Raw genomic sequence first — 26,295 nt, forward strand, 5'->3', positions numbered from 1 at the left:
GCGATCGCTGGAAAAGCTCGCTATTCGCCCGGTTCCGAGAGGATCTCGCCAGGCACGTCCAAGGCTTGCGCCAGCCGGCGCAGCGCTTCTGGACTGCCCGCGCGCGAGCGGTTTTCGATCTGGCTGAGATAAGGTTTGCTCAGGCCGGCGGCCCGGGCAAGGGCATCCTGCGTCAGCCGGCGATAGTTGCGCCACGCCTTGACCGGATGGTCGCCCGCCAGTTCGGCGTCGAGCACCGCCGCCGGCACGCGGAAGCCATCATCCTTGGCCTTTGCCGCGTCGAACAAGGCGACGTCGCCGGCGTCTTCAATCAGGTGCTTGACGCGTTCCCATACTTGAATGGGGACTACCGCGTATTCGCGGCGGCCGTCGCGTTCAATGAACTGAATGTCGGTCATTGGTAAGCCCCTCCACGTGGACTGATGGCCAATACCAGGATCACCAGCCGGCCGTTCTCGATTTCGTACAAGACTCGCCAGTCCCCTACCGGTAACCGGTAGCCGTCGCGGCCCGCGAGTTTTTTGGCGTTAGGGTTCGGCGCGTAAGGATCGACGGCAAGCACGCGGATCTTCGCGACGATTGTTGCGGCAAGGTTACGTGGCATGGTCCGCAGCGCTTAGGCAGCCTGCTTGGTGAACTCAATGGCGTACATGCGGGATCATAGCGCTGTGCAAACACGTTAGCAAACAAAGTTTGCAAACGGTTGGCTCAATTGCGTCAACATTCCATACATGTGGCATGCGCGCCACGTCCTTTGAGTTAAGTCGTTTACCTATCTGTCTTAAATGATAATAATTCTCGTTAACTAAACGGCGTCACCCCCGGCCTAGCCAGGCGGGCAGCGCCTTTACGCGAGCCAGCCACCCTTTACGGTTTCCGCCAGCCAGCGTCCGATTTCTTTGGGGAGAATCCATGAATCGTCGCTGTCTGGCGCGCCTTTGCGCCTCCGTCCGGGTCACGCCAGTTGCCGCCGTCTGCGCGGCGCTGGGTTCGCCAGCCATCGCCGCCGATGGCGCCGGCAACACCACCACGCTGGCTGCGCTGAATGAGGTGGTGGTCACCGCCACCCGCACCGAAGAGCGCGCCGACGCCGTCGCTTCCACCATCACCACGCGCGATGCGCGCCAGATCCAGCGCGCGCAGCCGGTCGACGAGGCCGGCCTGTTCGCCGACGAGCCGGATATCGACGTGCCGCGCGACCGTCGCCGCTTCGGTGCCGGCAGCATCAATATCCGCGGCATCGAAGACAACCGCGTGCTGCAGATGGTCGACGGCGTGCGCCTGCCGGACTTCTTCAACGGCGGCGGCCCGTCGAACATCTCCAGTTCGACCCGCGATGCACCGGAGTTCTCGTTCCTGAAGCGCGTCGAAGTGCTGCGCGGGCCGGCGTCAAGCCTGTATGGCTCGGACGCGATCGGCGGCGTGGTGGCGTACGCGACCAAGGATCCGTCGGACCTGATGCAGGGCCGCAAGGTCGGCGGCGAGCTCGGGCTGAACTGGAACGGCATCGACAATGGCTTCGGCCAGAGCGCGGGCGTGGCCGGCGGCAGCGATACCCTGCAGGGTCTCTTCATGTACGCGAACCGCGACGCGCACGAAATGAAGAACCTGGGCAGCGACGATTCCAACTCGGTCAACCGCACCCGTCCCAACCCGCAGGACGCGCGCACGCTGGCCTGGCTGGGCAAGCTCCTGCTCAACGCCAGCCCGGCGCACCAGTTCAAGTTCACCTACGAGCATCGCGACGCCAACACCGACACCGACCTGCTGCGCTTGTCCACGGCGCTGCCGCGCGTCACCGCCGCCCATGGCAATGAAGACCTGAGCCGCGACCGCGTCAGCCTGGACTACGTGTGGAAGCCGGCCAGCGGCGTGCTCGACCGCCTGGCCGCGCAGGTCTACTACCAGGAGTCCGAGACCACCACGCTGACCAACCAGGTGCGCAGCAACACCAGCGCCGGCTGCTCGGCCACCACGCGCGGCACCAGCCTGTGCAACGTCTTGCTGGGCTTTGCCTTCAGGCAGGAGCAGACCGGCTTCAACCTGCAGGGCGACAAGTCGTTTGCCACCGGCGGGGTCGCGCACCGGCTGATCGGCGGCATGGATTTCATGCGCGTGCGCTCGTCGGAATCGCGCGACGGCACGGTGCGCAACCTGACCACCGGCACCACCACCAGCTCGCTCGCCGGCGAGAATTTCCCGATCCACGACTTCCCCACCGGCGAAACGCGCCAGACCGGCCTGTTCGCGCAGGACGAGATGCGCATCTTCGATGGCCGCTTCACGCTGACGCCGGGGCTGCGCTTCGACCATTACGCGCTGTCGCCCGATGGCGATGACCTGGTCTACAACCGTGCCGGCGGCCGCCCGGCGGTCAGCAAGAGCGATTCGCACCTGTCGCCCAAGCTGGCGGCGCTGTGGCAGGCGAGCGACCGCGTCAACCTGTGGGCGCAGTATGTGTTCGGCTACCGCGCGCCCAACTACCAGGAAGTCAACGGCAGCTTCCGCAATCCGGTGCAGGGCTATGGCGCCGCGCCGAATGCCGGCCTCGATCCGGAGAAGAGCCGCTCGTTCGAGCTCGGCGCGCGCTACACCAGCGACAACGTGCAGACCAGCGTGGCACTGTTCGACAACCGCTACCGCGACTTTATCGAACAGGTGCAGCTGACCTGTCCGTCCGACCCCGCCTGCCTGCCCGGCCTGCGCGCGACCTACCAGTACCGCAACCAGACCAGCGTGCGCATTTACGGCGCCGAGTGGCGCGGCGTGTGGCGCTTCCTGCCGCAATGGCGCATCGATGGCGCGGTGGCGTACGCGCATGGCAACAACGAGCAGTCCGGCCAGCCGCTGAACAGCGTCTCGCCGCTGCGTGCCAGCGCCGGGCTGACGTGGGAACGCACGCAGGGCCAGGGCGCCGCGGTCCGCTGGCGCGGCGCCCGGCCGGTGACCCGCACCGACGATTCGTCGTTCACCTACTTCCAGCCTGCGGGCTACGGCGTGGTCGACCTGCAGGCGTGGTGGCGCTTCAGCCGCTATGTCAGCCTGGCGCTGTCGGTGAACAACCTGTTCGACAAGAAGTACTGGCTGTGGGGCGACTTGCGCCAGACCGGCGTTGCGGCGACCGAGCCCGGCGTGGATTTCTACACGCAGCCGGGCCGCACCTTCGCCGCCAGCCTGAAGCTGTCGTTCTGAGCCGGCATCGGCGCAAGGAGGTTCGCATGTTGCCACCCACCCTGACCCGCCGCTGGCTCTGGACGCTGCTGTGCCTGCTGGTGTGGATCGGCGCGGCCCAGGCCGCGCCGCGCATCGCCATCCTGACCAGCTCGCCGGTGCCGGCGGGCAAGTTCGGCCCGCTGCGCGAACTGGCCCAGGCGCAGGGCATGACGCTGGAGGCGCAGTACCTGGAGCGGATGCCGGCGCAGGGGGTCGCGCCGTTTATCCACAACGCGGACCTGCTGATCGTCGATGCGCCGCGCGACCATATCGTCACCGCGATGCTGCAGCGCCTGGGTCCGCTGTGGAGCGAGGCGCGCGTGCCGCGCATGCTGATCGCCACCGATCGCTATGAAGCGCATGGCGTCGACGACAAGCTCGCCGCCCCATTGCAGGCGTACTACGTCAACGGCGGCCGCGGCAACTTCGGCGCGATGATGCGCACGCTCGCGGCACGGCAGTTCCGCCTGCATGGCGCGGAGGGCGAAGCTGGCATCCCGGCGCCCGTGGTGTTCCCCAAGGCGGCCTATTACCACCCCAGGCTCGCCGGCGTGATCACCACTTCGCCGCAGGAAGCGCTGGCGGCCTCGGGCAGCAGCGGCCCGGTGATCGGCATCGCCATCCACCAGGCCTATGTGTCGGGCCTTGATAGCGCCTTTGTCGACGACCTGATCGGCCGCCTCGAAGCGCGCCACGCGCGCGTGCTGGCGTTCTACGGCCCGGTGATGGACGCCGACGGCATGACGCGCATGGCCATGCCCGCCGGCAAGCGGCTGGTCGATGTGCTGGTCAACGCCCAGATCATGCTGAACCCGCACGGCCGCAGGGCCGAGTTCGAGCAGCTCGACGTGCCGGTGCTGCAGGTCATGCCCTATCGCAAGGGCGATGCGCAGGCCTGGCAGGACGACCCGCACGGCATCAGCCTGACCGATACGCCGTTCTACCTGGTGCAGCCCGAACTGGCGGGCGCGATCGATCCCATCGTGGCTGCCGCCACCGACAAGGGCGACGGCGCCATCGTCGGCCTGCCGGCGCAGCTCGATGCGGTCGCCGAGAAGGCGCTGGCGCTGGCACGGCTGCGGCACCTGCCCAACGCCGACAAGCGCGTGGCCATCCTGTACTACAACTATCCGGCCGGCGAGAAGAACCTTTCGGCATCGTTCCTGAACCTGCCGAAGAGCCTGGCCAGCACGCTGGCGGCGCTGCGGGCGGCGGGCTACACCACCGAGGCCGCCGGCGAAGCGCGGCTGCAGCGCGACCTTGGCGCGTTGCTGGCCCCTTTCTATCGCAGCGGCAGGCTGGCGCCGTTGCTCGATGCCGGCCTCGCGGTGTGGATGCCGATGACGCAATACCGCCGCTGGTACGACGCGCAGCCCGCGGCGTTCCGCGCCGCGGTGGCGCAGCGCTGGGGCAGCCCTGAGCAATCGGCGATGGCCACCACGCGCCACGGCGAGGCCGGCTTCGTGATCCCGCGGCTGCAGCTCGGCAACGTGGCGCTGATGCCGGTGCCGCCGCGCGGCGAGCGCAATGAAGCGGACGAGAAGGCGCTGTACCACGCCACCAGCACGCCGCTGAACCACTTCTACATGGCAGCCTACCTGTGGGCGCGCCAGGACCGCGAGGCGCTGGTCCACTACGGCACGCACGGCACGCAGGAATGGACCCCGGGCAAGGAGCGCGGCCTCTCCGTCACCGACCAGCCCTACCTGGTGCTGGGCAGCGTGCCGGTGATCTACCCGTATATCGTCGACGACGTCGGCGAAGCGATCCAGGCCAAGCGCCGCGGCCGCGCGGTGATCGTCAGCCACCAGACGCCGCCGTTCCGGCCCGCAGGCCTGCATACCGAACTGGTATCGCTGCACGACCAGTTGCACGCGTACCTGCAGCAGGACGAAGGCGCGGTGAAGGACACCATCCGCCAGCAGATCCTGTCGCGCAGCGCGTCGATGCACCTGTTCGAAGACATGGGCTGGACCGCGGCGCGGGCGCGCGCGGATTTCGGCGGCTACCTCGATGCGCTGCATGCCCACCTGCACGAGCTCGGCGGGGCGCTGCAGCCGTATGGCCTGCACACCTTCGGGCAGTCGGAGGACCAGGGGCTGCGGCTCTATACGACCATGGCGATGCTGGGCAAGGACTGGCTCAGGCACGTGTTCCCCGACGAGCCGGAAGAGCTGTTCGCGGTCGACTACGCGCAGCTGGCGCAGACCCCGCCTTATGCAATGGTGCGCCGCTACGTGGCCGAGGGCGCCTCGCTGGATGCACTGCCCGATGCGCGCCAGCGCGACGACATGCAACGTGCGCGGCAGCTCTATGCCAGCCTCGATGCAACGCCGGAGAACGCCGGGCTGCTGAACGCGCTGGGCGGGCGCCACCTGCCATCCGGCGCCGGCGGCGACCCGGTGCGCAATCCCGACACGTTGCCGACCGGCCGCAACCTGTACGGCTTCGACCCGTCCAAAGTGCCCAGCCCCGCAGCGTGGAAGGCGGGCCAGGCCGCCGCCGAGGCGATGATCGCCGACTGGCGCAAGCGCCATGGCCGCTATCCCGACAAGCTCGCGTTCTCGCTGTGGAGCGTCGAGACCATGCGTCACCAGGGCATGCTGGAAGCGCAGGCCATGGCGGCGCTGGGCGTGCGGCCGAAATGGGACGACGGTGGCCGCGTCGTCGGTGTCGAACCGATTCCCGTGGCGGAACTGGGCCGTCCGCGCGTGGACGTGGTGCTGTCGGCGACCGGCCTTTACCGCGACCACTTCCCCAACCTGATGAAGTGGCTGGCCGAAGCCGTCAGGGTGGCCGCCGCGCAGCCGGAGCCGGACAACGTGGTGGCCGCCAATACGCGCGCGGTGCGCGAGCGGCTCGCCCGGGTCGACGTTCCCGCCGACCGCCTCGACGGACTCGCGCTGACGCGCATCTTCGCCAGCGAATCGGGCAACTACGGCACCGGCCTGAACGATGCGGCGATGGCCACCGATACCTTCGGCAGCGGCCGCCAGGCCGATGCCAGGCTGGCGCAGCTGTATCTCGCGCGCATGCAGTACGCCTACGGCCCGGACGAGCAGCACTGGGGCGAGGCGTTGCCGCAGCTCAACCTGTATGCCGAGAACCTCAAGGGCGTCGACGGCGCGCTGCTGGCGCGCAGTTCCAACCTGTACGGCATGCTGACCACCGATGACCCGTTCCAGTACCTCGGCGGCATCGGGCTGGCGGTGCGCCACCTGACCGGCAAGGCGCCGGAGCTGCTGATCTCCAACCTGCGCGATGCCAGCCACGCCCGCACCGAGACCGCCGCCGGCTTCCTCGCCACCGAATTGCGCACGCGCTACTTCCATCCCGGCTGGATCGAGGGCATGAAGGCCGAGGGCTACAGCGGCGCGCTCAACGTGCTCGACACCGTCAACAATTTCTGGGGCTGGACCGCGGTCTCGCCGGAGATCGTACGCGACGACCAGTGGACCGAGTTCGCCGAGGTCTATCTCAACGACAAGCACAAGCTCGGCCTGAACGCATGGTTCGAACAGCACGCCCCGCAGGCCCAGGCGCAGGTGATCGAGCGCATGCTCGAAGCCGCGCGCAAGGGCTACTGGAAGGCGGACAGCAAGCTGCTGCGGACGCTGGCGCAGCGCTATGAAGAGCTGGCGCAGCGGCACGACATCGTCAGCCAAAACCGGGCGTTCAACCAGTATCGCGAGCAGCAGGTCCGCGCCGCCGCGCCAGGGTATGGGCTGCAGCCGCCCGCGGCGGCGACGCGTATGGCTCCCGCTCCGACGCAGGCTGCCGCGCCGGCACCAGCGCCCGCGCCCGCGCCGAACCCGCCACAGCCCGTGCAAGGCATGCAGCTGGTCGAACGCAAGCCGCTTGCGGCCGACATCGTGCCGGTGCTGTCGTGGCTGGCCGGCGGCATCGCACTGGCAGCCGCGCTCCTGGGCGGCGCGCTCAGCGCGCGGCGGCGGCGGCTCGATGCCGGGGGCAGCTGGCTGCCGCAACGGCGCTGAGGCAACCAAGGATATCCATCGCATTCAACCAGACCAGCCATGACACCCACCCTGCTCGAAACCCTGATGTACGACGTCGGCCAGCTGTTCCTGATCCCGACGCTGGCGCTGATCGCGCTGCTGTTTCTCTATGCCTTCTGGGCGCTTGGCGAATTCGCCATGCAGGCCTGGCTGCGCGCGCGCCACCCCATCGGCAGCGGGCGCGGCTACGTGCTGGTGGCATGGGCGCGCAAGCACCAGGTGGCCGATGCCGACGCGCTCGATGTCGCCGCGCACCGCTTGCTTGAGCGCCCGCGCATCGCCACGCGCGTGGCGCCGATGCTGGGGCTGGTGGCGACCATGATCCCGATGGGGCCGGCGCTGAAGGGCCTGTCCGGTGGCAACCTGGCCAATGTGGGCGAGAATCTCACCATCGCCTTTTCCGCGGTAATCCTGGCGCTGATCGCGGCCAGCATCACCTTCTGGGTGGTCAATGTGCGCCGGCGCTGGCTGGCCGAGGAACTGGTGTGGCTGGGGCAGTCGCGGCCGCAGTGGGAGGTCGACGCATGAAGTTCCTGGAAGAAAGCGAGGCCGATGACCCGATCCTGTCGGTGGTGAACCTGATCGACGTGTTCCTGGTGGTGATCGCCGCGCTGCTGGTGGCGATTGCACAGAACCCCGCCAATCCGTTCACGCACGATGACGTGACCATCATCACGAATCCCGGCAAGCCGAATATGGAGATCGTGTCGCGCCAGGGCGAGAAAGTGGTGCGCTACCAGGCCAGCGGCCAGGTCGGCAGCGGCGACGGCATCAAGGCCGGCGTGGCGTACCGGATGCAGGACGGATCGATGGTGTATGTGCCGGAGCAGCCGGCGCCGCGGGCATCGGTGCCGGCTACGGAAACCAGATAAAGGAAACCGCGTGATGTCATTCCGCTTGTACGCAGCCGCCATGCTGGCCGCGGTTGTTGCTGTGCTGAGCGCCGGCTGTGCCGCCTCGGGGCCGGCGCCGTCCACGGTCAGCGCCGCCTTTGCCGGCAAGCCCTACGTGCTGCTGGGCGAGGTGCACGACAACGCCGCCGGCCAGCGGCAGCGGCTGGAGGCGCTGACGCGCGCGGTCGAGCAAGGCTGGCGCCCGGCCATCGCCATGGAGCAGTTCGACCGCGAGCGCCAGGCCGATATCGACCGTGCCCGGCGCGAGCGGCCGCGCGATGCCGATTACCTGGTCGCGCAGGCCGGCGGCGGCGCCTGGCAGTGGCCGCTGTACCGGCCGGTGGTGGCGTTGGCGCTGCGGTATGACTTGCCGCTGGTCGCGGCCAACCTGTCGCGCACCGATGCGGGCAAGATCGTGCGTGGCGGACTGGACGGGCTGTTTTCCGTGGAAGAGCGGCAGCAGCTTGGCCTGGACGGCGCCTTCCCGCCGGACCTGGTCGCGGCGCAGACGGCGGTGCTCGAGCGCGGGCACTGCGGCAATTTCCCCAGGGCGATGCTGCCGGGCATGCTGGCGGCACAGGCCGCGCGCGATGCGGTGATGGCGCAGGCGTTGCGGCCTTATGCCGGGCGCGGCGCGGTGCTGATCGCGGGCAACGGGCATGTGCGGCGCGATATCGGCGTGCCGCGCTGGCTGGGCGGCGATGCAGCGCAAGCGGTGAGCATCGGCTATGTGGAAAACGCGCCGGAGAAGGGTGCGTTCGATATGGCGGTGGTGGTGCCGGCGGTCGAGCGCAAGGATCCTTGCCTGCAGGCGAAGCCGGCGGGGTGAGGTGGTGTTTCAGGGCGAGGCTGCCATGGACGCGCTAGCCCTCACCCCCTGCCCTCTCCCGCAAGCGGGAGAGGGGAGCAAACCGTCAGCGTGCGAAGCCTGGGAGCTTGCCGAGAACGCTGGCAATCGCACCCCTCTTCCGCATGCGGGAGAGGGGTTGGGGTCAGGGTCGGTGCCGCCACGAAATCCCGCCCGCTCCGACGCCCTTCCCCCGCCATCCACGTAAACCCCAACCCTTTCTCCCGCCATTTGACAGCCTTTTGACAGTTTCCCGCGCCTAGAATCCGCCCCATGACCGGAAGTTCCGGTCTGATGTTCACCAAAAGTCCAAGAACAGTCCCGGCCAGCCCCCGCCGCGCCGGACAGGAGACCAGCCCGGCGCCGCGCTGCTGCGCACGCCGAGGCCCGCAAATCCCGTCCCGCAACGCCGTGGCCGCCGGAACCCCCGGGTCGGATCGCGGCGCCAGCTCTGTGGCATGCGATCACCGGTACAACCAGGAGACCGCCATGCGCCGTACCTATTCCCGCCTTGCCCATGCCGTGATGGCATCCGCCGCCCTTGCCGCCGCTGCCGTGGCCGCCCCCGCGTTCGCGCTGGACAACGTCAAGGTCATGATCGGCGCCAACCCCGGCGGCGGCTTCGACCAGACCGGCCGCTCGCTGGGCGCGGCGATGATCGCCGCGGGCCAGGCCAAGACCGCTTCGTACGACAACAAGGGCGGCGCCGGCGGCACGATCGCGCTGACCCAGTTCGTCAACACCGACAAGGGCAACCCCAATGCGCTGATGGTGGTGGGCGCGGTGATGGTCGGCGCGATCGAGACCAACAAGCCGCCGGTCACGCTGAAGAACGCCACGCCGATTGCGCGCCTGTTCGCCGACACCATGGTCATCACCGTGCCGGCCAGCTCGCCGATCAAGTCGGTCAAGGACCTGACCACGCAACTGAAGGCCAACCCGGGCAGCGTCAGCTGGGGCGGCGGCTCCAAGGGCTCGATCGACCATATCCTGGCCGGCCTGGTCGCCAAGGAAAGCGGCGTCGACCCGAAGAAGGTCAACTACGTGCCGTTCCAGGGCGGCGGCGAAGCCTCGGCCTCGATCATGGGCGGCCACGTGACGGTGGGCATCGCCGGCGTGTCGGAGTTCCTGCCCTTTATCAAGAGCGGCAAGATGCGCGCGCTGGCGGTCACCTCCAAGGACCGCGTCGCCGATATCCCGACGCTGAAGGAGCAAGGCGTCAATGTCGAGATCTATAACTGGCGCGGCGTGTACGGCGCCCCCGGCATCACGCCCGAGCAGCGCAAGGCCATGATCGACGCCGTGGTCAAGGCCACCGAGAGCAAGTCCTGGAAGGAAACGCTGCAGAAGAACGACTGGACCCCGTTCCTGCTGACCGGCGACGAGTTCGGCAAGTTCGTCGACAGCGAATCGACCCGCCTGGGCGCGACGCTGCGTGAACTGGGCGTGGCCAAGTAACACTGTCCGGCGGCCATACCGCCTGAACGCATCTCTCCCGTTTTACCTGTCGTGCCTGCCGACACCGCCGGTGATCCCGGCGGCCGGAAACACGGCGCGGGACCCGGTGTCCACCTGCGATACCGAAGACAACAACACATGTCACCGGGTCCCGCCGCCGCGCGGGCCGCATCTGCCAGCGTCGCGGACGCCAGCCTCAGGGCTGGCGACAATGGCCAAGGAGTCTCCATGAAACCCTCGCACCTCGCCATCGGCATTGCCGTGCTGGCGCTCTCGCTGTTCTTCTTCCTCGGGCTGTCCGGCATTACCGGCGACGAGGGCTATGCCGGCCTGTCGCCGCGCTTCGTGCCCACGCTGGTGGCGATCGGCCTGGCGGTGTGCGGCGCGCTGCTGACCTGGCAGGGCGTGCGCGGCGGTTTCCGCAACATGCCGGAAGAGGATGCCGAACTGCCCAGCGCGCCGCACAACCTCGGCGGCTTCCTGTGGGTCGCCGCCGGCCTGGTGCTGAACATGGCGCTGATCGGCACGCTCGGCTTCGTGTTCGCGTCGACGCTGCTGATGGTTTGCGTGGCGCGCGGGTACGGCAGCCGCCGCATCGTGCGCGACGCCATCATCGGGCTGTGCATCACGGTGCCGATGTGGGCGCTGTTTGAATTCCTGCTCGGCATCAACCTGCCGCTGCTGCCCATCGCCGGCTTCTGAGCCGCCTGCCTGCAAGGAGTCACGCATGGATACCCTGAACCTGCTGATGCACGGCTTTGCCGTGGCGATCACGCCGATCAACCTGATGTGGGCCCTGGTGGGCTGCTTCCTTGGCACCGCCATCGGCGTGCTGCCGGGCATCGGCCCCGCGCTGACGGTGGCGATGCTGCTGCCGCTGACCGCCAAGGTCGAGCCCACCGCGGCGCTGATCATGTTTGCCGGCATCTACTACGGCGCGATGTACGGCGGCTCGACCACCTCGATCCTGATGAACACGCCGGGCGAGTCCTCCACCATGGTCACGGCCATGGAGGGCAACCTGATGGCCAAGCACGGGCGTGCCGGCCCGGCGCTGGCCACCGCGGCGATCGGCTCGTTCGTCGCTGGCACGGTCGCCACCGTGCTGCTGTCGATGTTCGCGCCGGTGGCCGCCGACGTGGCGCTGCAGTTCGGGCCGGGCGAGTATTTCATGATCATGCTGCTGGCCTTCACCACGGTGTCGGCGGTGCTCGGCTCGTCGCTGCTGCGCGGCATGACGGCGCTGTTCCTGGGCCTGGGCATCGGCCTGATCGGCATGGATTCGCTGTCGGGCCAGACCCGCTACTCGATGAACGTGCAGGAGCTGTACGACGGCATCGACATCGTGGTGGTGGCGGTGGGCCTGTTCGCGGTGGGCGAGGCGCTGTTCAACGCGTTCTTCCCGCAGCCGGAGGGCACCTTCAACAAGCTCAGCTCGGTCCACATGAACAAGTCGGACTGGAAGCGCTCGATCCCGGCGTGGATCCGCGGCACCTTCATCGGCTTCCCGTTCGGGCTGATCCCGGCCGGCGGCGCCGAGATTCCGACCTTCCTGTCGTACGCCACCGAGAAGAAGCTGTCGAACCACAAGGATGAATTCGGCAAGGTCGGCGCGATCGAAGGCGTGGCCGGCCCCGAAGCGGCCAACAACGCCGCCGTGACCGCGACGCTGGCGCCGCTGCTGACGCTGGGCATCCCCACTTCCAACACCACCGCGATCCTGCTGGCCGCGTTCCAGAACTACAACCTGCAGCCGGGCCCGATGCTGTTCCAGACCTCGGGCGACCTGGTATGGGGCCTGCTGGCTTCGCTGTATATCGGCAACGTCATGCTGCTGGTGCTGAACCTGCCGGCGATCGGCCTGTGGGTACGCATGCTGCGCGTGCCGACGCCGCTGCTGTACGGCGGCATCCTGATCTTCGCGGGGCTGGGCGCCTACGGCATCCGCCAGTCGTGGTTCGACCTGCTGCTGCTGTTCGTGGTCGGCCTGCTGGGCATGGTGATGCGCCGCTTCGACTTCCCCACCGCGCCGGTGATCGTCGGCATGATCCTCGGGCCGATGGCGGAGAAGCAGCTGCGCAATGCGCTGTCGATCGGCCAGGGCGACTGGAGCCTGTTCGTGCGCCAGCCGATCTCGGCCACCATCCTGGCGCTGACCGTGGCGGTGGTGGTGATCCCGCGCCTGCTGCGCTGGCACGCCAACCGCGGCTCGGCGCACGCGCAGGCGGACAACGCCGCCTGATGCACGCGATCTTGCGGTAAGCTTTGCGGGGCCCGCACGCCGGTGGTGTGCGGGCCTCTTGCTTTTGGTTTTCCGTGTTCCAGAACAACAAGCCGCCGGCGCCCTCGGCGCCAGGCCGCCGCCACATGTCTCTCTTTGCCAACCGCTGGCTGTCCGCGCTGCCCACGCTGGCGCTCGGGCTGGCCGCCGCCCTGCTCTGCACCGTCCTGCATACCCCGCTGCCGTGGATGATCGGGCCGCTGCTGGCCGTGGCCGGCGCGCGCATGGCCGGCGCCGACCTGCGCGCGCCGGCGCAGGCGCGCAATGCCGGCCAATGGGTCATCGGCGCCTCGCTCGGGCTGTATTTCACGCCGGACGTGGTGGCGCGGCTGGTGGAGTACCTGCCGTACATCGTGGCCGGCTCGCTGTTCGCGCTGGCGCTGGGCGCGGGCGGCGCGCTGCTGCTGCGGCGGACCACCGGCGTGGCCTTCAAGACCGCGTTCTTTTCCACCGCCATCGGCGGCGCCTCGGAAATGGCCAACCTGGCCGAGCGCAACGGCGCGCGCATCGACCAGGTGGCGGCGGCGCATTCGCTGCGGGTGCTGATGGTGGTGGTGACCGTGCCGGCGATCTTCCAGTACGGTGGCATCCATGGGCTCGACCCGTATATTCCCGGCCCGCGCGTGGTCAGCGCGCCGGGGCTGGTGGCGCTGGTGGCGATCACGCTGGGCGTGGCGCTGCTGGTGAAGCGGCTGAACCTGCCCAACCCGTTCGTGATCGGCACGCTGCTGGCGGCGGCGGTGCTGACCGCCTGCGGCATCGAGCTGTCGGCCATCCCTTCCTGGATGAGCCGGGCTGGGCAGTTGCTGATCGGGGTGTCCCTGGGCGTGCGCTTCTCGCGCGAGTTCCTGCATACCGCACCGCGCTTCCTCTCGGGCGTGGCCGTGTACACGGTGCTGGCGCTGATGGTGTCGGCGTTGTTCGGTTGGGGGCTGTCGGCGCTGTCGGGCGCGCACCCGGCCACGGTGATCCTGGGCACCACGCCCGGGGGCATTGCCGAGATGTGCATCACCGCCAAGGTGCTGGAGGTGGGCGTGCCGCTGGTGACCGCCTTCCACGTGATCCGGATGGCGTTCGTGGTGCTGGCCACCGGGCCCCTGTATCATTGCCTCAAACATCGCGTCGCGCCGGAGGAGACAGAATAGCGGTCCGTCACAGGACCGCTATGGTGCGGCCAGCCAGAACAAGGAGCACCATGCCCGAAGCCTTGACCCTTGCCGACATCGACGCCACGCTCGAGCGCGTGCTGGCGCCGTGGGTACGCCAGCTCGGCCTGCGCGCCGAAGCCGTCGATGCGCAAGGCGTGACGCTGCGCCTGCCGTTCAGCGAATCGTTCCGCCATGCGGGCGGCGTGGTCTGCGGCCAGGTGCTGATGTCGGCCGCCGATACCGCGATGATCGTCGCCGTGGCCAGCGCGCTGGGCGCGTTCCGGCCGATGACCACGGTGACGCTGACCACCAACTTCATGCGTCCCGTGATCGACGGCGACGTGCTGGTGCGCGCCAACGTGCTGCGGCTCGGCAAGACCGTGGTGTTCGGCGAGGTCGAACTGACCGGCACCGATGGCAAGCTGGCGGTGCAGGCCACCACCACCTACGCGCTGCTCTGACGGATCCCGGATCGCGATGCATTCCTGCCTTGCCAATCCCTTCGACCAGGTCGTCTTTGCCGGCGGCGGCAACCGCTGCTGGTGGCAAGCGGGCTGGTGGGACACGGTTGCGCCGGAACTGCAGCTGCGCCCGCGCGTGATCGCGGCGATCTCGGCGGGCGCGGCCACCGCCTGCATGGTCTATGCGCACGACTCGCACCAGACCATGGACTACTACCGCGCGGTGCTGTCCAACAACCGCCGCAACGCCTACTGGGGCAACTTGCTGCGCAACGAGCGCGTGTTCCCGCATTACGGCATCTACCGCACCGCGCTGCTGACCATCTTTGCCGACGGGCGCCTCGCGCACCTGCAGCAGGCGCCCGAGATCCGCATCGGCGTCGCGCATATCCCGCGCTGGAGCGGCCCGCGCCTGGCGGTGGCCGCCGGGCTGCTGGCCTACAACATCGACAAGCACGTGCTCAAGACGCTGCACCCGCGGCTGGGACGCAAGCTGGGCTTCCAGCCCGAGTTCGTGCGCGCGCAGGATTGCGCCGCCCCCGAGCAACTGGCCGACCTGCTGCTGCAGTCGGCGTCGACGCCGCCATTCACGCCGGTGCTGCGCCGCGATGGCCGCCCCGTGCTCGACGGCGGGCTGGTCGACAACGTACCCGTCGATGCGCTCGATGCCGCGCCCGGCAATGTGCTGGTGCTGGTCACGCGGCTGTACCCGCGCCCGCGCCGTTTCGTGCTGGAGCAGGGCGGCCAGCGCCGCCTGTACCTGCAGCCTTCGCAGCGCGTGCCGATCTCGAGCTGGGACTACACCCGGCCCGAGGCCATGACGCACGCCTATGAACTGGGCCGCCGCGACGGAGAAACTTTCCTGCGTGAGTGGCCGTCGATCCTGAATACCGAACTGCGGCCCGCTGCCTAGTTTCCGTCTTGCCGGCGCTGGCCTGATGATTGTCGATGCGGCCGCGTGCCGCGACAGGAGGCATGGATGACCAAACGCCAGACACCGCTTTCCACAACGCCGGAGGCCAGGGCGCCGCGGCGCGCCCGCGAGGTCAGCGCGGCGCCGCCCGTGCAGCAGGTGCCGCGCGCGCGCAGCGGCCGCACACGGCGCAACGACAAGGTGCGCGAGGCCGACCTGGTGGTGATCGGCGGCGGCTCCGGCGGCGTGGCCTGCGCGCGGCGCGCCGCGGCGCACGGCGCGCGCGTGATCCTGGTCGAGCGCGATGCCATCGGCGGCACCTGCGTCAACCGCGGCTGCGTGCCCAAGAAGATGCTGTCCTACGGCGCGTCGTGGTCGGCCATCCTGTCGGGCTGCCTGTCGCACACCGGCGGGCATGAGGACTGGCGCGACGCCATCGTGCGCGTCAACGCCGAGGTCGCGCGGCTGAACGTGGGCTACACCCAGCGCCTGACCGAGTCCGGCGTGGAGGTCATGCGCGGCGAGGCACGGGTCACCGGCCCGGAGGAAGTCTGCGTCGGCGACGAGACCATTCATGCGCGCCGCATCCTGGTCGCCACCGGGGCCCGGCCGCGCACGCTCGACGTGCCCGGCGGCGACCTGGCGGCAAGCTCCGACGACGTCTTCACCTGGCAGAGCCTGCCCGCGTCGGTCGCCGTGATCGGCGGCGGCTATATCGGCGTGGAACAGGCCTCGATCCTGTCGCGCTACGGCGTTAAGGTTGACCTGATCGTGGCCGGCGACCGGCTGCTGCCGCATTTCGACCACGATATCTCCAGCTCGCTGGCCGATGCGCTGAGCGCGCGCGGCGTGCGCCTGCACCTGAACGCCGAGGTGAACCTGCTGAGCCAGGCCAACGGCGCGTTGGAGGTGTGCTACCGCCCGAACGGGCGTCCCGGCCAGACCGAGTCGGTGCGCGCCCAGGCCGCGCTGGCGGCGATCGGGCGCATTTCCAATGTGGACGGCCTCGGGCTGGAAGCATTGGGCGTGGCGTTCGGAGAGCGGGGTGGCATCCGCGTCGACCGCCAGTTCCGCAGCAGCGTGCGTAGCGTCTATGCGCTGGGCGATGCCATCGACGGGCTGCACCTGACCCCGGTGGCCACCGCGCAGGGCCGCTGGCTGGCTGACCGCCTGTTCGGGCGGCGCGGCGATCGTGCCGATTTCGACTTCGTGCCCACCGCGGTGTTCTGCGAGCCTGCCATCGGGTCCGTGGGATTGACCGAAGCCCAGGCCATCGAGGCTGCCGGCAAGCCCGAGCGTATCCGTACCGTGGTCAAGCGCTTTGTCTCGCTGGAGCATCGCTTTGCGGGCACGCCGCACCAGTCGGTGTTCAAGCTGGTGCTCAATGCGCGCAGCGGGCGCGTGCTGGGCGCGCATCTGATGGACAACGCCGCGCCGGAAATCGTGCAGACACTGGCGGTGGCGCTAAGGCTGGGGGTGCGGGAATCGCATCTGCAGACTACGGTGCAGGTGCATCCGTCGGTGGCGGAGGAGTTGTTTGGGTAGCTGATGGCTGAGTAGCCGGTTTGCTTCCCTCTCCCGCCTGCGGGAGAGGGAGCACAACAGTGGCTTGTCCACAGTCCGTGGCCCTTGACTGTCTTGGCGAGCGCTCAAAAGGCTCTGGCGCGATGCGCTATTCGCCGATGGGCAGCTTGAGCACCGCGCGCACGCCAGTGCCCTGCGCACCCTCCCCCAATTCCACCGTCCCCCCAAACCGCGCCGCCATCTCGCGCGAAATCGCCAGTCCCAGCCCGGAGCCCGGCTGCGCATTTCCCACCCGCCGGTAGAACCGCGCGAACACCTTCTCGCGTTCCTCGACCGGAATCCCGGGCCCATCGTCCTCCACCACCAGGCAGGCGTGAGCGCCCGAACGCGTGGCCGACAGCGTGATGCGGCTGCCGCGCGGCGAATACTGGATGGCGTTGTGGACCAGGTTGGCCAGCGCCTCGCGCAGCAGCGCGGGGTCGGCGCGCACCGGCAGCGCCAGCCCTGGCACCGGCTCCCAGCCGAAGTCCTGCTGCTTGCCGCGCGCCAGCGGCAGGTAGTCCAGCGCCACGTGTTCGGCCACGGTGACGGCATCGATGACGTCTACGCCCTCGCCGGCGTCGCGTGGCTGCGCGGCGTCGCCGTGGTGCTGGCGTACCCGCGCCAGCGCCAGCAGCTGGTTGGTCAGGCGCGCGGCCTGCTCCAGCTGGGTGACGATGCCGCCCACGGCTTCGCCGGCGGCCTCGCGCGCGGCTTCCGGGTCGGGGGCGTTGAGCTGGCGCTGGGCGTACTCGGCCTGGGTCTTGAGGATGGCCAGCGGCGTGCGCAACTGGTGCGCGGCATCGGCGATGAACTGCGCCTGCGACTGCGCCATCGCGGCCGAGCGCGACACATGCAGGTTGACGGCATCGACCAGCGGGCGCACCTCGGCGGGCACGCGCTCGAACACAAGCGGGGTCAGATCCTCGGGCGAGCGCGCCTCGACGTCGTCGCGCACGCGCGCCAGCGGGCGCAGCACGTAGGTGACGCCGCCCACCAGGATGGCGGCGCTCAGCAGGATCAGCAGCAGGTCGCGCGCCAGCGCGCTGCGCCATACCGAGCCGATCAGCGCGCTGCGCGGCTCGGCGGTCTCGGCCACCTGGATGATCACGCGCATGCGCGCATCGGGCCGGTACACCGGCCGCGCCATGGCAGCAATGCGCACGGCCTCGCCCATGTATTCGGCGTCGTAGAAGCGCGGCTGGTTGTTGGCCAGTGGGCCGCGCGGCAGCGGCAGGTCGCTATAGCCGGTGACGGTGTCGACCTGGCCGGCGCGCTCGGTCGATACCCGGTAGAACACATGGGTCTGCGCCGCGGTCTCGAAGATCTCCATGGCGGCGTCGGGCAGGGTCAGCTGGACGTTGTCGCCGGCCATGCCGATGGCGTTGTCGATGGCGCGGATCGAGCCATAGAGCGAGCGGTCGTAGGCGGTGTTGGCGGCGTCGCGCAGGGTGCCGTAGGTGAGCCAGGTGTCGATCGCCATCATCGCCGCCAGCGCGGGCACCAGCAGCAACAGCAATTGCCGGCGCAGGCTGCCGCGGCGCCACAGCAGCACCGGGTGCCGCATCTCAGCCCCTGGCCTCCGGCTCCAGCAGGTAGCCGAAGCCGCGCAGCGTGACGATGGTGACTCCATGGCCGGCCAGCTTCTTGCGCAGCCGGTAGACCAGCACTTCGATCGCATCCGGGGAGACGTCGGCGTCGAGCGAGAACACCTTGTCGAGCAGCTGCGCCTTGGTCAGCGGCTGGCCGCTGCGCGCCAGCAGCGCGCCCAGCAGGGTCGATTCGCGCGGCGTCAGCGCCAGCGGCGCGCCGTCCAGCGTGAAGCTGCGGGTCTCGCCATCGAACACCAGCGTGCCGCACTGCAGGCGCGGATGGGCGCGCCCGCGGCTGCGGCGGATCAGCGCCAACAGCCGCGCTTCCAGCTCGGCGATGGCGAAGGGCTTGGGCAGGTAGTCGTCGGCGCCCAGGTTGAGGCCGCGCACGCGTTCGTCGAGGGTGTCCTGCGCGGTCAGGATCAGCACCGGGGTGCGGTCATCGCGCCCGCGCATGGACTTCAGCACGGCCAGCCCGTCCTTGCCGGGCAGCCGCAGGTCGAGCAGCACGGCGTCGTATTCCTCGGCCTGCAGGCGTGCCTCGGCCTGCAGGCCATCGGCAACGTGCTCGATCACAAAGCCGCCCTGCTCCAGCGCGCGGGCGACCCAGCGCGCCAGTTCGATTTCATCCTCCACCAGCAGGATGCGCATGCCGGTCTCCTCCTGTGCCGGTTGGGTCCATGTTCTGTTGCGGCGGCGGAAAGCGCCAGATGTCTTCTCGAAAACAGGGTGCGGCACCGATGGAGCGTGCCCGCCGCGGGCGCCTATAATACCCTCGCCCCGCCGGTCCCGGCGCGCTCGCTTCTTCCACCGGCACTTCCCCCGTCACGAGCACCGTGTCTCCGCGTCCGTCCCCGCCTTCCCCGCCGCGCCAGTCCGCCTGCAAAACGCCCGCCTCCGGGCAGCGTCGCCGCCTGCTGGGTGCATCGTTGCTGGCCGGCGCCGCGCTGCCGGCGGCATGGCCCCTACATGCCCAGTCTAGGCCGCCCGCACCGCCGCCGGGATATCCGTCAGGATATGACGCCACCATTGCCGGCGCGCTGCGCGAAGGCATGGTCACGGTGTACGCCTCGACCGACCTGGAGGTCGCGCGGCCGCTGATCGCTGCGTTCGAGGCGCGCTATCCCGGCATCCGCGTGCACTACCAGGATCTCAACACGGTCGAGCTCAACCAGCGCTTCCTGGCCGAGAGCGCCGCGCTGTCGGGCCGGCCGCCGGCGCCCAACGCGGTCTTTGCCGATGTGCTGTGGAGCACCGCGATGGACCTGCAGATCAAGCTGGTCAACGACGGCCACGCGCAGCGCTACCCGTCGCCCGAGCGCGCCGGCCTGCCGGGCTGGGCGGTGTGGCGCGACGAGGCCTGGGGCACCACCTTCGAGCCCGCGGTGATCGTCTACAACCGGCACCATCTGGCCGGCATGCGCCCGCCGCGCAGCCGCAGCGGGCTGGCGCGGCTGCTGCAGGAACATGCGCCGCGCTGGCACGGCAAGGTGGTGACCTACGACGTGGAACGTTCCGGGGTGGGCTACCTGCTGGCGCAGCAGGACGCGCGCATGGGCAGCGAGTTCTGGTACCTGACGCAGGCGCTGGGGCGGGCCGGGGTGCAACTGTCGGCGTCGACCGCGGAGATGATCGAACGCATTGCCGGCGGCGAGCTGGTGATGGGCTACAACCTGCTGGGGTCCTATGCCTTGTCGCTGATGCAGCGCGGCGCGGCCATCGACGTGATCGCGCCGAGCGATTACACGCTGGTGATGTCGCGGGTGGCCTTTATCGCGCGGCGCGCGCCGCGGCCCAATGCGGCGCGACTGTGGCTGGACTACCTGCTGTCGCGCGAGGGCCAGGCGCTGCTGGCCAAGTCGACTTCGCAGCTCTATACCATCCGCACCGACACCGACAGCGTGCACACCGCCGCGGCGCTGTCGGAGCGGCTCGGCTACGCGCTCAAGCCGATCAGCGTCGGCCCCGGGCTGCTGGCGGCGCAGGACGCGATGCGCAAGCGCGCGTTCCTGGCGCGCTGGCGCGAAGCCATGCGCGGCTAGCCGCGCGGCACCGCTCAGGGTATCAGGCCGTCGGTATCGAGCGCGCCCTGCCGGACCTCGGGGCAGGCCTGCTGGCACAGCGTCGACAGTTCCTGGTCCAGCTCTGCCATCGGGCGCGGCACGTAGCCGTGGCGCAGCGCCGGCGAGAATTTCAGGGTATCGATGAAGGCGTCCGCCAGGCGCTCGGCATTGGCGTCGAGGTTGAAGTCCTGCGGCGAGAACAGCCAGTGCGCCAGCACCCCGCCAATGGCGGCATGGAAGGCATTGACGGCCAGGTCCAGGTCAAGCTCGGCAGGCAGCTGGCCACGCTCCACTGCCAGGCGCAGGTGCTCGCGCATCTTGACCAGGCCGTCCTGGTGCGACTGGCGCTGGCGCTCGAAGATGGCGCCGTTGTCCTGCACCATTTCGCACTTGTGGAAGATGATCTCGAAGACGCGGCGCCAGCGCGGGTTGATCACGGTCTGGCGCATCACGTAGGCGCAGATGTCGCGGATGCCGCCGAGCGGGTCTTCCTGGCGCGCCAGCCGCTCCGGCTCGATCAGTGCTTCCACCGGCAGGTGGACGCGGTCGCACATCGCGGCAAAGACATCGCTCTTGTTCTTGAAGTGCCAGTAGATCGCGCCGCGGGTCACCCCCGCCGCCTCGGCAATGTCGGCCAGCGACGGGCGCGCCACGCCGCGGGCGTGGAACACGGCCTCGGCCGCGTCGAGTATCCGGTGGCGCGTCTCAAGCGCCTCTTCCTTGGTGCGTCTGACCATGATTGTCTCTGGTGCCGGCGGCATGACGCGATGCGGTCATGGCCGGCATGGTTTTGGTTCTCCCTGATGGGCGCTCCCGGCAGGCGGCTGCCAGGGCAGGCGCACATGCCGGCGGCGTTGGCCCCGGCGGGTCGTTGTCATCACATGATGGGCATTGCCAGGCTTGCGAGCCGACAGGACGGCGCGCATCCTAACCCGAGCCGGCGGTTTGCGCCGTGATTCCGGGCGGATCGAACGCATTTCGTACCGATCCGATCGAGGGAGCGGCATGGACTTGCGTTTTGGCGTGCCTTTCCGGGCAGGTTGTGCGCCGAAAGGCCCCTTCGCAACATCAACTTAACATACATGCTTGAATGTATATATAATACGCGCTTGCCCGGCATTCGGCCAGCCGCCCCCTGTGACCTACCCAGCACGGCGGGCAATCCTGCCGCAGGCTAGCCGGTCAATGTATCCAGTCGTTACATAAAAGCCACCGTTCGTCGCAATCGTCACCGCGACGCCGCGATTTGTGGCTAGCATCACGCTTTTGCCCGCCGCAAAGCCTTGCGGCGCGCCGTCTCGTTCCCGTTTGTCCGATGACATGCCGGAGCGGTATGGCGGATCTCAAATTGCCATCATGGGGTTATCGATGAGGAAGTCCCAACGTATCAGTTGCGTTGCAGCCTATGCACTAGCGGCCCTGTCGGCCGTGGCGCTGTCCGCCTGCGGCGACAAGAAGGCCGAGGGCGCTGCCCCGCCGACGCCTGAAGTGGGCGTGGTCACCGTGACGCCGTCGCCGGTCGCCGTCGTCAATGAACTGCCGGGCCGCCTGGAAGGCGTGCGCACGGCCGAAGTGCGCGCGCGCGTCGAAGGCATCGTGCTGTCGCGCAACTACACCGAAGGCGGCGAAGTGAAGGCCGGCCAGGTCATGTTCCGCATCGACCCCGCCCCCTACCAGGCCGAGCTGGCCTCGGCCCAGGCCGCGCTGCAGCGCGCCGAAGCCAACGCCGTGTCGGCGCGCCTGAAGGCCGACCGCTACAAACCGCTGGTGGCCGTCAACGCGGTCAGCAAGCAGGAGTACGACGACGCCGTGGCCGCCGCCGGCCAGGCCAATGCCGACGTGGCGTCGGCCAAGGCGGCGGTGCGCACCGCCCAGATCAACCTGGGCTACACCACGGTGACCGCGCCGATCAGCGGCCGCGCCGGCCGCGCGCTGGTGACCGAGGGCGCGCTGGTGGGCAAGGGCGAGGCGACCAAGCTGGCGCTGGTGGAGCAGGTCGACCCGATGTGGGTCACCTTTACCCAGCCGGCCGCGGAAGTCACGCGGCTGCGCCGCGCCATCGAATCTGGCGCGGTCAAGGGCATGAATGGTGGCGCCAAGGTGCACCTGTACGTCGAAGACGGGCGCGAGTACGCGCAGACCGGCAAGCTGCTGTTCTCCGACATGACCGTGGACCCGACCACCGGCGCGATCACCCTGCGCGCACAGTTCCCGAACCCGAACCGCGAACTGCTGTCGGGCACCTTCGTGCGCGTGAAGATCGAGCAGGGCGTGGATGAAAACGCCCTGACCGTGCCGCAGCGCGCGCTGATCCGCGGCGCCCAGGGCGCCAGCGTGATGGTGGTGGGCACCGACGGCAAAGTTGCGGCGGTGCCGGTCAAGGCGCCGCAGGCGATCGACGACCGCTGGATCGTGACCGAAGGGCTGAAGGGCGGCGAGAAGGTGATCGTCGAGGGCCTGCAGAAGGTCAAGGTGGGCGCGCCGGCCAAGGCCGTGCCGTTCGTGCAGGCCGGGGCCTCGGCACCGGCCGCCACCCCGGCTTCGGCTTCCGCTGCCCCCGCCTCGGCGCCCAAGGCCGAAGCGAAGCAGGAAGTGAAGGCCGAGGACAAGCAAGGCTGAACATCGCCGGGGCCGCGGCGGCTGAAGCCAGCTGCCGCGGCACACAGGGCTAGACAAAGAGGGAGCCAGTCTTATGGCCAAGTTTTTTATCGACCGGCCGGTGTTCGCGTGGGTGCTCGCGCTGATCATCGTGCTGGGCGGCATATTGTCGATCCTGCAGTTGCCGATCGCGCAATATCCGAACATCGCCCCGCCGACGATCTCGGTCACCGCCACCTATCCGGGTGCGTCGGCCAAGACGCTGGAGGATTCCGTCACTTCGGTGATCGAGCAGGAGCTTAACGGCGCCCCCAACCTGCTCTACTACAGCTCCACCAGCGAGTCGTCCGGCCTGGCCAGCATCACCATCGCCTTTGCGCCGGGCTCGAACGTCGACCTGAACTCGGTCGAGGTGCAGAACCGCCTCAAGCGCGTGGAAGCACGCCTGCCGGCTGAAGTGCGCCAGCAGGGCGTGCGCGTCGACAAGGCCGGGAACAACTACATGATGTTCCTGACCGTGTCGTCCAAGTCCGGCACGGCCAGCGCGATCCAGCTCGGCAACTACGTCTCGGCGCAGGTGATCGACTCGATCCGCCGCGTGCCCGGCGTGGGCCAGGCCGACCTGTTCGGCACCGAGTACGCCATGCGGATCTGGCTGGACCCGGCCAAGCTGACCGGCTTCAACCTGACCCCGACCGACGTCACCGCCGCGGTGGGCGAGCAGAACATCCAGGTCGCCGTGGGCGAGCTGGGCGGCACGCCGTCGCCCAAGGGCACCGAGCTCAACGCCACCGTCACCACCGAAAGCCGGCTGACCACGCCGGAGCAGTTCGGCAACATCCTGCTGCGCACCAACCCGGACGGGTCGTCGGTGCGCATCAAGGACGTCGGCCGCGTGGAACTGGGCGGCGCCGATTATTCGACGCAGGCCCGCACCAACGGCAAGCCGTCGGCCGCCATCGCCATCAAGCTGGCGCCGACCGGCAACGCGCTCTCCACCGCCACCGCGGTGCGCGCCAAGATGGAAGAGCTGTCGAAGAACTTCCCGGCGGACTACGAGTACTCGGTGCCGTACGACACCTCGGCCTTCGTCAAGATCTCGATCGAGGAAGTGATCAAGACCCTGCTCGAAGCCGTGGTGCTGGTGTTCCTGGTGATGTTCCTGTTCCTGCAGAACTTCCGCGCCACCATCATCCCGACGCTGGTGGTGCCGATCGCGCTGCTGGGCACCTTCGGCGCGCTGCTGGCGTTCGGCTTCTCGATCAACGTGCTGACCATGTTCGGCATGGTGCTGGCCATCGGTATCCTGGTGGACGATGCCATCGTGGTGGTCGAGAACGTCGAGCGGATCATGAGCGAGGAAGGCCTGTCGCCGCGTGAAGCCACGCGCAAGGCCATGGGCCAGATCACCGGCGCCATCGTCGGCATCACGCTGGTGCTGACCGCGGTGTTCATCCCGATGGCGTTCTTCTCGGGCTCGGTGGGCAACATCTATCGCCAGTTCTCGCTGTCGCTGATCGCCTCGATGGCATTCTCGGCGCTGCTGGCGCTGACGCTGACCCCGGCGCTGTGCGCAACCTTGCTCAAGCCCGTCGAAGCCGGCCATCACCATGAGAAGACCGGCTTCTTCGGCTGGTTCAACCGCACCTTCGCGCGCGCGTCGACCAGCTACCAGGGCGTGGTGGCGCGCATCCTCAAGCGCACCGGCCGCTACCTGATCATCTACGCGGTCATCATCGTCGGCGTGGTGGTGCTGTTCAAGCGCCTGCCGTCGTCGTTCCTGCCTGACGAAGACCAGGGCTACATGATCACCGTGGTGCAGCTGCCCAACGGCGCGACCCAGGACCGTACCATCGGCGTGCTCAAGCAGATCGAGGACTACTACCTGCAGAAGGAAAGCAAGGTGGTCGACCAGATGATTACGGTGGCGGGCTTCTCGTTCTTCGGCCGCGGCCAGAACGGCGGTATCGCCTTCGTGCGCCTGAAGGACTGGAAGGAGCGCACCGGCGACGGCGAGACCGCGCAGGCCCTGGTCGGCCGTGCCTTTGGCGCGCTCTCGTTCATCAAGGACGCGATCATCTTCCCGCTCAACCCGCCGGCGATTTCCGAGCTGGGCAACTCCTCGGGCTTCGACTTCCGCCTGCAGGACCGCACCGGCCAGGGCCACGCCAAGCTGATGGAAGCGCGCAACATGATGCTCGGGATGGCCGCGCAGAATCCGGTGCTGATGGGCGTGCGCCCGGAAGGCCAGGAAGACGCGCCGCAATTGCAGATCGACATCGACCGCGAGAAGGCCAAGGCGCTCGGCGTCACGGTGGCAAGCATCAACTCGACGCTGTCGATCGCCTTCGGCTCGAACTACATCAACGACTTCATCTATGAAGGCCGCGTGCGCAAGGTGATCGTGCAGGCCGACGGCGCCGACCGCCGTCTGCCGGACGACCTGACCAAGCTGCGCGTGCGCAACAGCAACGGCGACATGGTGGCGTTTGCCGCGTTCGCGACGTCCAAGTGGGTGATGGGCTCGCCGCGCCTGGAGCGCTACAACGGCATGCCGGCGGTGAAGCTGGCGGGCCAGGCCGCACCGGGCCGCAGTACCGGTGAAGCCATGCGCGTGATGGAAGAGAACTTCGCCAAGCTGCCGCCGGGCTTCGGCTTCGAGTGGTCCGGACAGTCGTACGAAGAACGGCTGGCCGGCTCGCAGGAACCGATCCTGTACACGCTGTCGCTGATCATCGTGTTCCTGTGCCTGGCCGCGCTGTATGAAAGCTGGTCGATCCCGTTCTCGGTGCTGCTGGTGGTGCCGCTGGGCGTGCTCGGCGCGCTGCTGGGCGTGACGCTGCGCGGCATGCCCAACGACGTGTACTTCAAGGTGGGCCTGATCGCCACCATCGGCCTGTCGGCGAAGAACGCCATCCTGATCGTGGAATTCGCCAAGGACCTGCAGGCGCAGGGCAAGGGGCTGATCGAGGCCACGCTGGAAGCGGTGCACTTGCGTTTCCGCCCGATCCTGATGACGTCGATGGCGTTCATCCTGGGCGTGCTGCCGCTGGCGATCGCCACCGGCGCGGGCTCGGGCAGCCAGCGCGCCATCGGTACCGGCGTGATGGGCGGGATGATCACGGCCACGGTGCTGGCGATCTTCCTGGTGCCGGTGTTCTTCGTCGTGGTGCGCAAGCGCTTCAAGGGCAGTGCTCGCCAGCGCATGCTGGACCAGAAGTGGCACGACCCCCAAGAGGAAATCTGAAC

The 26,295-nt window shown here is 68.7% G+C and carries 20 protein-coding genes; 15 read left to right on the forward strand and 5 right to left on the reverse strand.

All coding sequences use genetic code 11. From position 1 onward, the window contains the following. Positions 1–20: 20 nt before the first annotated feature. A complete protein-coding gene (locus ACOCMH_RS16540; protein ID WP_427312028.1) occupies positions 21–398 on the reverse strand; it encodes a helix-turn-helix domain-containing protein in 378 nt (125 codons plus the stop codon). Continuing rightward, positions 395–604 carry a type II toxin-antitoxin system RelE family toxin gene (locus ACOCMH_RS16545; protein WP_427312029.1) on the reverse strand — a complete coding sequence of 70 codons (210 nt, stop codon included), beginning with the start codon at positions 602–604 and terminating at the stop codon, positions 395–397. Before ACOCMH_RS16545 ends, ACOCMH_RS16540 begins: the two co-directional genes overlap by 4 nt. Before the next feature lie 308 nt (positions 605–912). On the opposite strand from ACOCMH_RS16545, the gene ACOCMH_RS16550 reads away from it, so the two are divergent. The 12 genes from ACOCMH_RS16550 (at position 913) to ACOCMH_RS16605 (ending at position 16,775) form a co-directional block, all read left to right on the forward strand. Next, entirely contained in the window at positions 913–3,192 is a 2,280-nt protein-coding gene (locus ACOCMH_RS16550; RefSeq protein WP_427312031.1) for a TonB-dependent hemoglobin/transferrin/lactoferrin family receptor, read from the forward strand. A 26-nt stretch (positions 3,193–3,218) separates the two neighbouring features. Next, entirely contained in the window at positions 3,219–7,208 is a 3,990-nt protein-coding gene (gene cobN, locus ACOCMH_RS16555; protein WP_427312032.1) for a cobaltochelatase subunit CobN, read from the forward strand. A 39-nt stretch (positions 7,209–7,247) separates the two neighbouring features. Continuing rightward, a complete protein-coding gene (locus ACOCMH_RS16560; protein WP_427312033.1) occupies positions 7,248–7,757 on the forward strand; it encodes a MotA/TolQ/ExbB proton channel family protein in 510 nt (169 codons plus the stop codon). Further along, the gene (locus tag ACOCMH_RS16565; RefSeq protein ID WP_427312034.1) at positions 7,754–8,101 is read left to right on the forward strand and encodes a DUF2149 domain-containing protein; all 348 of its coding nucleotides are present in this window, start codon (positions 7,754–7,756) and stop codon (positions 8,099–8,101) included. The genes ACOCMH_RS16560 and ACOCMH_RS16565 overlap by 4 nt, the downstream gene beginning before the upstream one ends. A gap of 13 nt (positions 8,102–8,114) precedes the next feature. Continuing rightward, entirely contained in the window at positions 8,115–8,951 is an 837-nt protein-coding gene (locus ACOCMH_RS16570; protein WP_427312036.1) for a ChaN family lipoprotein, read from the forward strand. A gap of 507 nt (positions 8,952–9,458) precedes the next feature. Further along, positions 9,459–10,427: a Bug family tripartite tricarboxylate transporter substrate binding protein gene (locus ACOCMH_RS16575; protein WP_427312037.1), complete on the forward strand. Its 969-nt coding sequence runs from the start codon at positions 9,459–9,461 to the stop codon at positions 10,425–10,427. Between the two features lie 228 nt (positions 10,428–10,655). Continuing rightward, positions 10,656–11,129: a tripartite tricarboxylate transporter TctB family protein gene (locus ACOCMH_RS16580; protein ID WP_427312039.1), complete on the forward strand. Its 474-nt coding sequence runs from the start codon at positions 10,656–10,658 to the stop codon at positions 11,127–11,129. Positions 11,130–11,154: 25 nt separating this feature from the next. Beyond that, a complete protein-coding gene (locus tag ACOCMH_RS16585) occupies positions 11,155–12,669 on the forward strand; it encodes a tripartite tricarboxylate transporter permease (protein ID WP_427312041.1) in 1,515 nt (504 codons plus the stop codon). Between the two features lie 125 nt (positions 12,670–12,794). Then, positions 12,795–13,853: an AbrB family transcriptional regulator gene (locus ACOCMH_RS16590; protein WP_427312042.1), complete on the forward strand. Its 1,059-nt coding sequence runs from the start codon at positions 12,795–12,797 to the stop codon at positions 13,851–13,853. Between the two features lie 50 nt (positions 13,854–13,903). Then, the gene (locus ACOCMH_RS16595; RefSeq protein WP_427312043.1) at positions 13,904–14,317 is read left to right on the forward strand and encodes a PaaI family thioesterase; all 414 of its coding nucleotides are present in this window, start codon (positions 13,904–13,906) and stop codon (positions 14,315–14,317) included. Between the two features lie 16 nt (positions 14,318–14,333). After that, the gene (locus tag ACOCMH_RS16600; RefSeq protein ID WP_427312044.1) at positions 14,334–15,230 is read left to right on the forward strand and encodes a patatin-like phospholipase family protein; all 897 of its coding nucleotides are present in this window, start codon (positions 14,334–14,336) and stop codon (positions 15,228–15,230) included. Positions 15,231–15,296: 66 nt separating this feature from the next. Next, positions 15,297–16,775, forward strand: coding sequence for a dihydrolipoyl dehydrogenase family protein (locus tag ACOCMH_RS16605; protein WP_427312046.1), 1,479 nt, complete (start codon positions 15,297–15,299; stop codon positions 16,773–16,775). Between the two features lie 127 nt (positions 16,776–16,902). On the opposite strand, the gene ACOCMH_RS16610 is transcribed toward ACOCMH_RS16605, so the two are convergent. After that, complete coding sequence (locus ACOCMH_RS16610) at positions 16,903–18,360, reverse strand: sensor histidine kinase (protein ID WP_427312047.1); 1,458 nt, start codon at positions 18,358–18,360, stop codon at positions 16,903–16,905. 1 nt (position 18,361) lies between these two features. Beyond that, complete coding sequence (locus tag ACOCMH_RS16615; RefSeq protein WP_427312049.1) at positions 18,362–19,036, reverse strand: response regulator; 675 nt, start codon at positions 19,034–19,036, stop codon at positions 18,362–18,364. A gap of 296 nt (positions 19,037–19,332) precedes the next feature. Between ACOCMH_RS16615 and ACOCMH_RS16620 the strand changes: the two genes are divergently transcribed. Next, complete coding sequence (locus tag ACOCMH_RS16620; protein ID WP_427313308.1) at positions 19,333–20,427, forward strand: ABC transporter substrate-binding protein; 1,095 nt, start codon at positions 19,333–19,335, stop codon at positions 20,425–20,427. 14 nt (positions 20,428–20,441) lie between these two features. Here the strand turns inward: ACOCMH_RS16620 and ACOCMH_RS16625 are convergent, their stop codons facing one another. Further along, entirely contained in the window at positions 20,442–21,185 is a 744-nt protein-coding gene (locus ACOCMH_RS16625) for a TetR family transcriptional regulator (protein WP_427312051.1), read from the reverse strand. Between the two features lie 631 nt (positions 21,186–21,816). On the opposite strand from ACOCMH_RS16625, the gene ACOCMH_RS16630 reads away from it, so the two are divergent. Together ACOCMH_RS16630 and ACOCMH_RS16635 are read left to right on the forward strand one after the other, a co-directional pair. Next, positions 21,817–23,067: an efflux RND transporter periplasmic adaptor subunit gene (locus ACOCMH_RS16630; RefSeq protein WP_427312052.1), complete on the forward strand. Its 1,251-nt coding sequence runs from the start codon at positions 21,817–21,819 to the stop codon at positions 23,065–23,067. A gap of 73 nt (positions 23,068–23,140) precedes the next feature. Further along, complete coding sequence (locus tag ACOCMH_RS16635; protein ID WP_427312054.1) at positions 23,141–26,293, forward strand: efflux RND transporter permease subunit; 3,153 nt, start codon at positions 23,141–23,143, stop codon at positions 26,291–26,293. Positions 26,294–26,295: the final 2 nt, after the last annotated feature.

The sequence above is a fragment of the Cupriavidus sp. H39 genome, assembly GCF_050271075.1.
Lineage (GTDB): Bacteria > Pseudomonadota > Gammaproteobacteria > Burkholderiales > Burkholderiaceae > Cupriavidus > Cupriavidus necator_B.

What these genes read in the sequence shown, in the direction of transcription:
- ACOCMH_RS16540 (WP_427312028.1), bottom strand. Translation starts at nt 398, where the DNA reads ATGACCGACATTCAGTTCATTGAACGCGACGGCCGCCGCGAATACGCG.
- ACOCMH_RS16545 (WP_427312029.1), bottom strand. Translation starts at nt 604, where the DNA reads ATGCCACGTAACCTTGCCGCAACAATCGTCGCGAAGATCCGCGTGCTT.
- ACOCMH_RS16550 (WP_427312031.1), top strand. Translation starts at nt 913, where the DNA reads ATGAATCGTCGCTGTCTGGCGCGCCTTTGCGCCTCCGTCCGGGTCACG.
- cobN (WP_427312032.1), top strand. Translation starts at nt 3,219, where the DNA reads ATGTTGCCACCCACCCTGACCCGCCGCTGGCTCTGGACGCTGCTGTGC.
- ACOCMH_RS16560 (WP_427312033.1), top strand. Translation starts at nt 7,248, where the DNA reads ATGACACCCACCCTGCTCGAAACCCTGATGTACGACGTCGGCCAGCTG.
- ACOCMH_RS16565 (WP_427312034.1), top strand. Translation starts at nt 7,754, where the DNA reads ATGAAGTTCCTGGAAGAAAGCGAGGCCGATGACCCGATCCTGTCGGTG.
- ACOCMH_RS16570 (WP_427312036.1), top strand. Translation starts at nt 8,115, where the DNA reads ATGTCATTCCGCTTGTACGCAGCCGCCATGCTGGCCGCGGTTGTTGCT.
- ACOCMH_RS16575 (WP_427312037.1), top strand. Translation starts at nt 9,459, where the DNA reads ATGCGCCGTACCTATTCCCGCCTTGCCCATGCCGTGATGGCATCCGCC.
- ACOCMH_RS16580 (WP_427312039.1), top strand. Translation starts at nt 10,656, where the DNA reads ATGAAACCCTCGCACCTCGCCATCGGCATTGCCGTGCTGGCGCTCTCG.
- ACOCMH_RS16585 (WP_427312041.1), top strand. Translation starts at nt 11,155, where the DNA reads ATGGATACCCTGAACCTGCTGATGCACGGCTTTGCCGTGGCGATCACG.
- ACOCMH_RS16590 (WP_427312042.1), top strand. Translation starts at nt 12,795, where the DNA reads ATGTCTCTCTTTGCCAACCGCTGGCTGTCCGCGCTGCCCACGCTGGCG.
- ACOCMH_RS16595 (WP_427312043.1), top strand. Translation starts at nt 13,904, where the DNA reads ATGCCCGAAGCCTTGACCCTTGCCGACATCGACGCCACGCTCGAGCGC.
- ACOCMH_RS16600 (WP_427312044.1), top strand. Translation starts at nt 14,334, where the DNA reads ATGCATTCCTGCCTTGCCAATCCCTTCGACCAGGTCGTCTTTGCCGGC.
- ACOCMH_RS16605 (WP_427312046.1), top strand. Translation starts at nt 15,297, where the DNA reads ATGACCAAACGCCAGACACCGCTTTCCACAACGCCGGAGGCCAGGGCG.
- ACOCMH_RS16610 (WP_427312047.1), bottom strand. Translation starts at nt 18,360, where the DNA reads ATGCGGCACCCGGTGCTGCTGTGGCGCCGCGGCAGCCTGCGCCGGCAA.
- ACOCMH_RS16615 (WP_427312049.1), bottom strand. Translation starts at nt 19,036, where the DNA reads ATGCGCATCCTGCTGGTGGAGGATGAAATCGAACTGGCGCGCTGGGTC.
- ACOCMH_RS16625 (WP_427312051.1), bottom strand. Translation starts at nt 21,185, where the DNA reads ATGGTCAGACGCACCAAGGAAGAGGCGCTTGAGACGCGCCACCGGATA.
- ACOCMH_RS16630 (WP_427312052.1), top strand. Translation starts at nt 21,817, where the DNA reads ATGAGGAAGTCCCAACGTATCAGTTGCGTTGCAGCCTATGCACTAGCG.
- ACOCMH_RS16635 (WP_427312054.1), top strand. Translation starts at nt 23,141, where the DNA reads ATGGCCAAGTTTTTTATCGACCGGCCGGTGTTCGCGTGGGTGCTCGCG.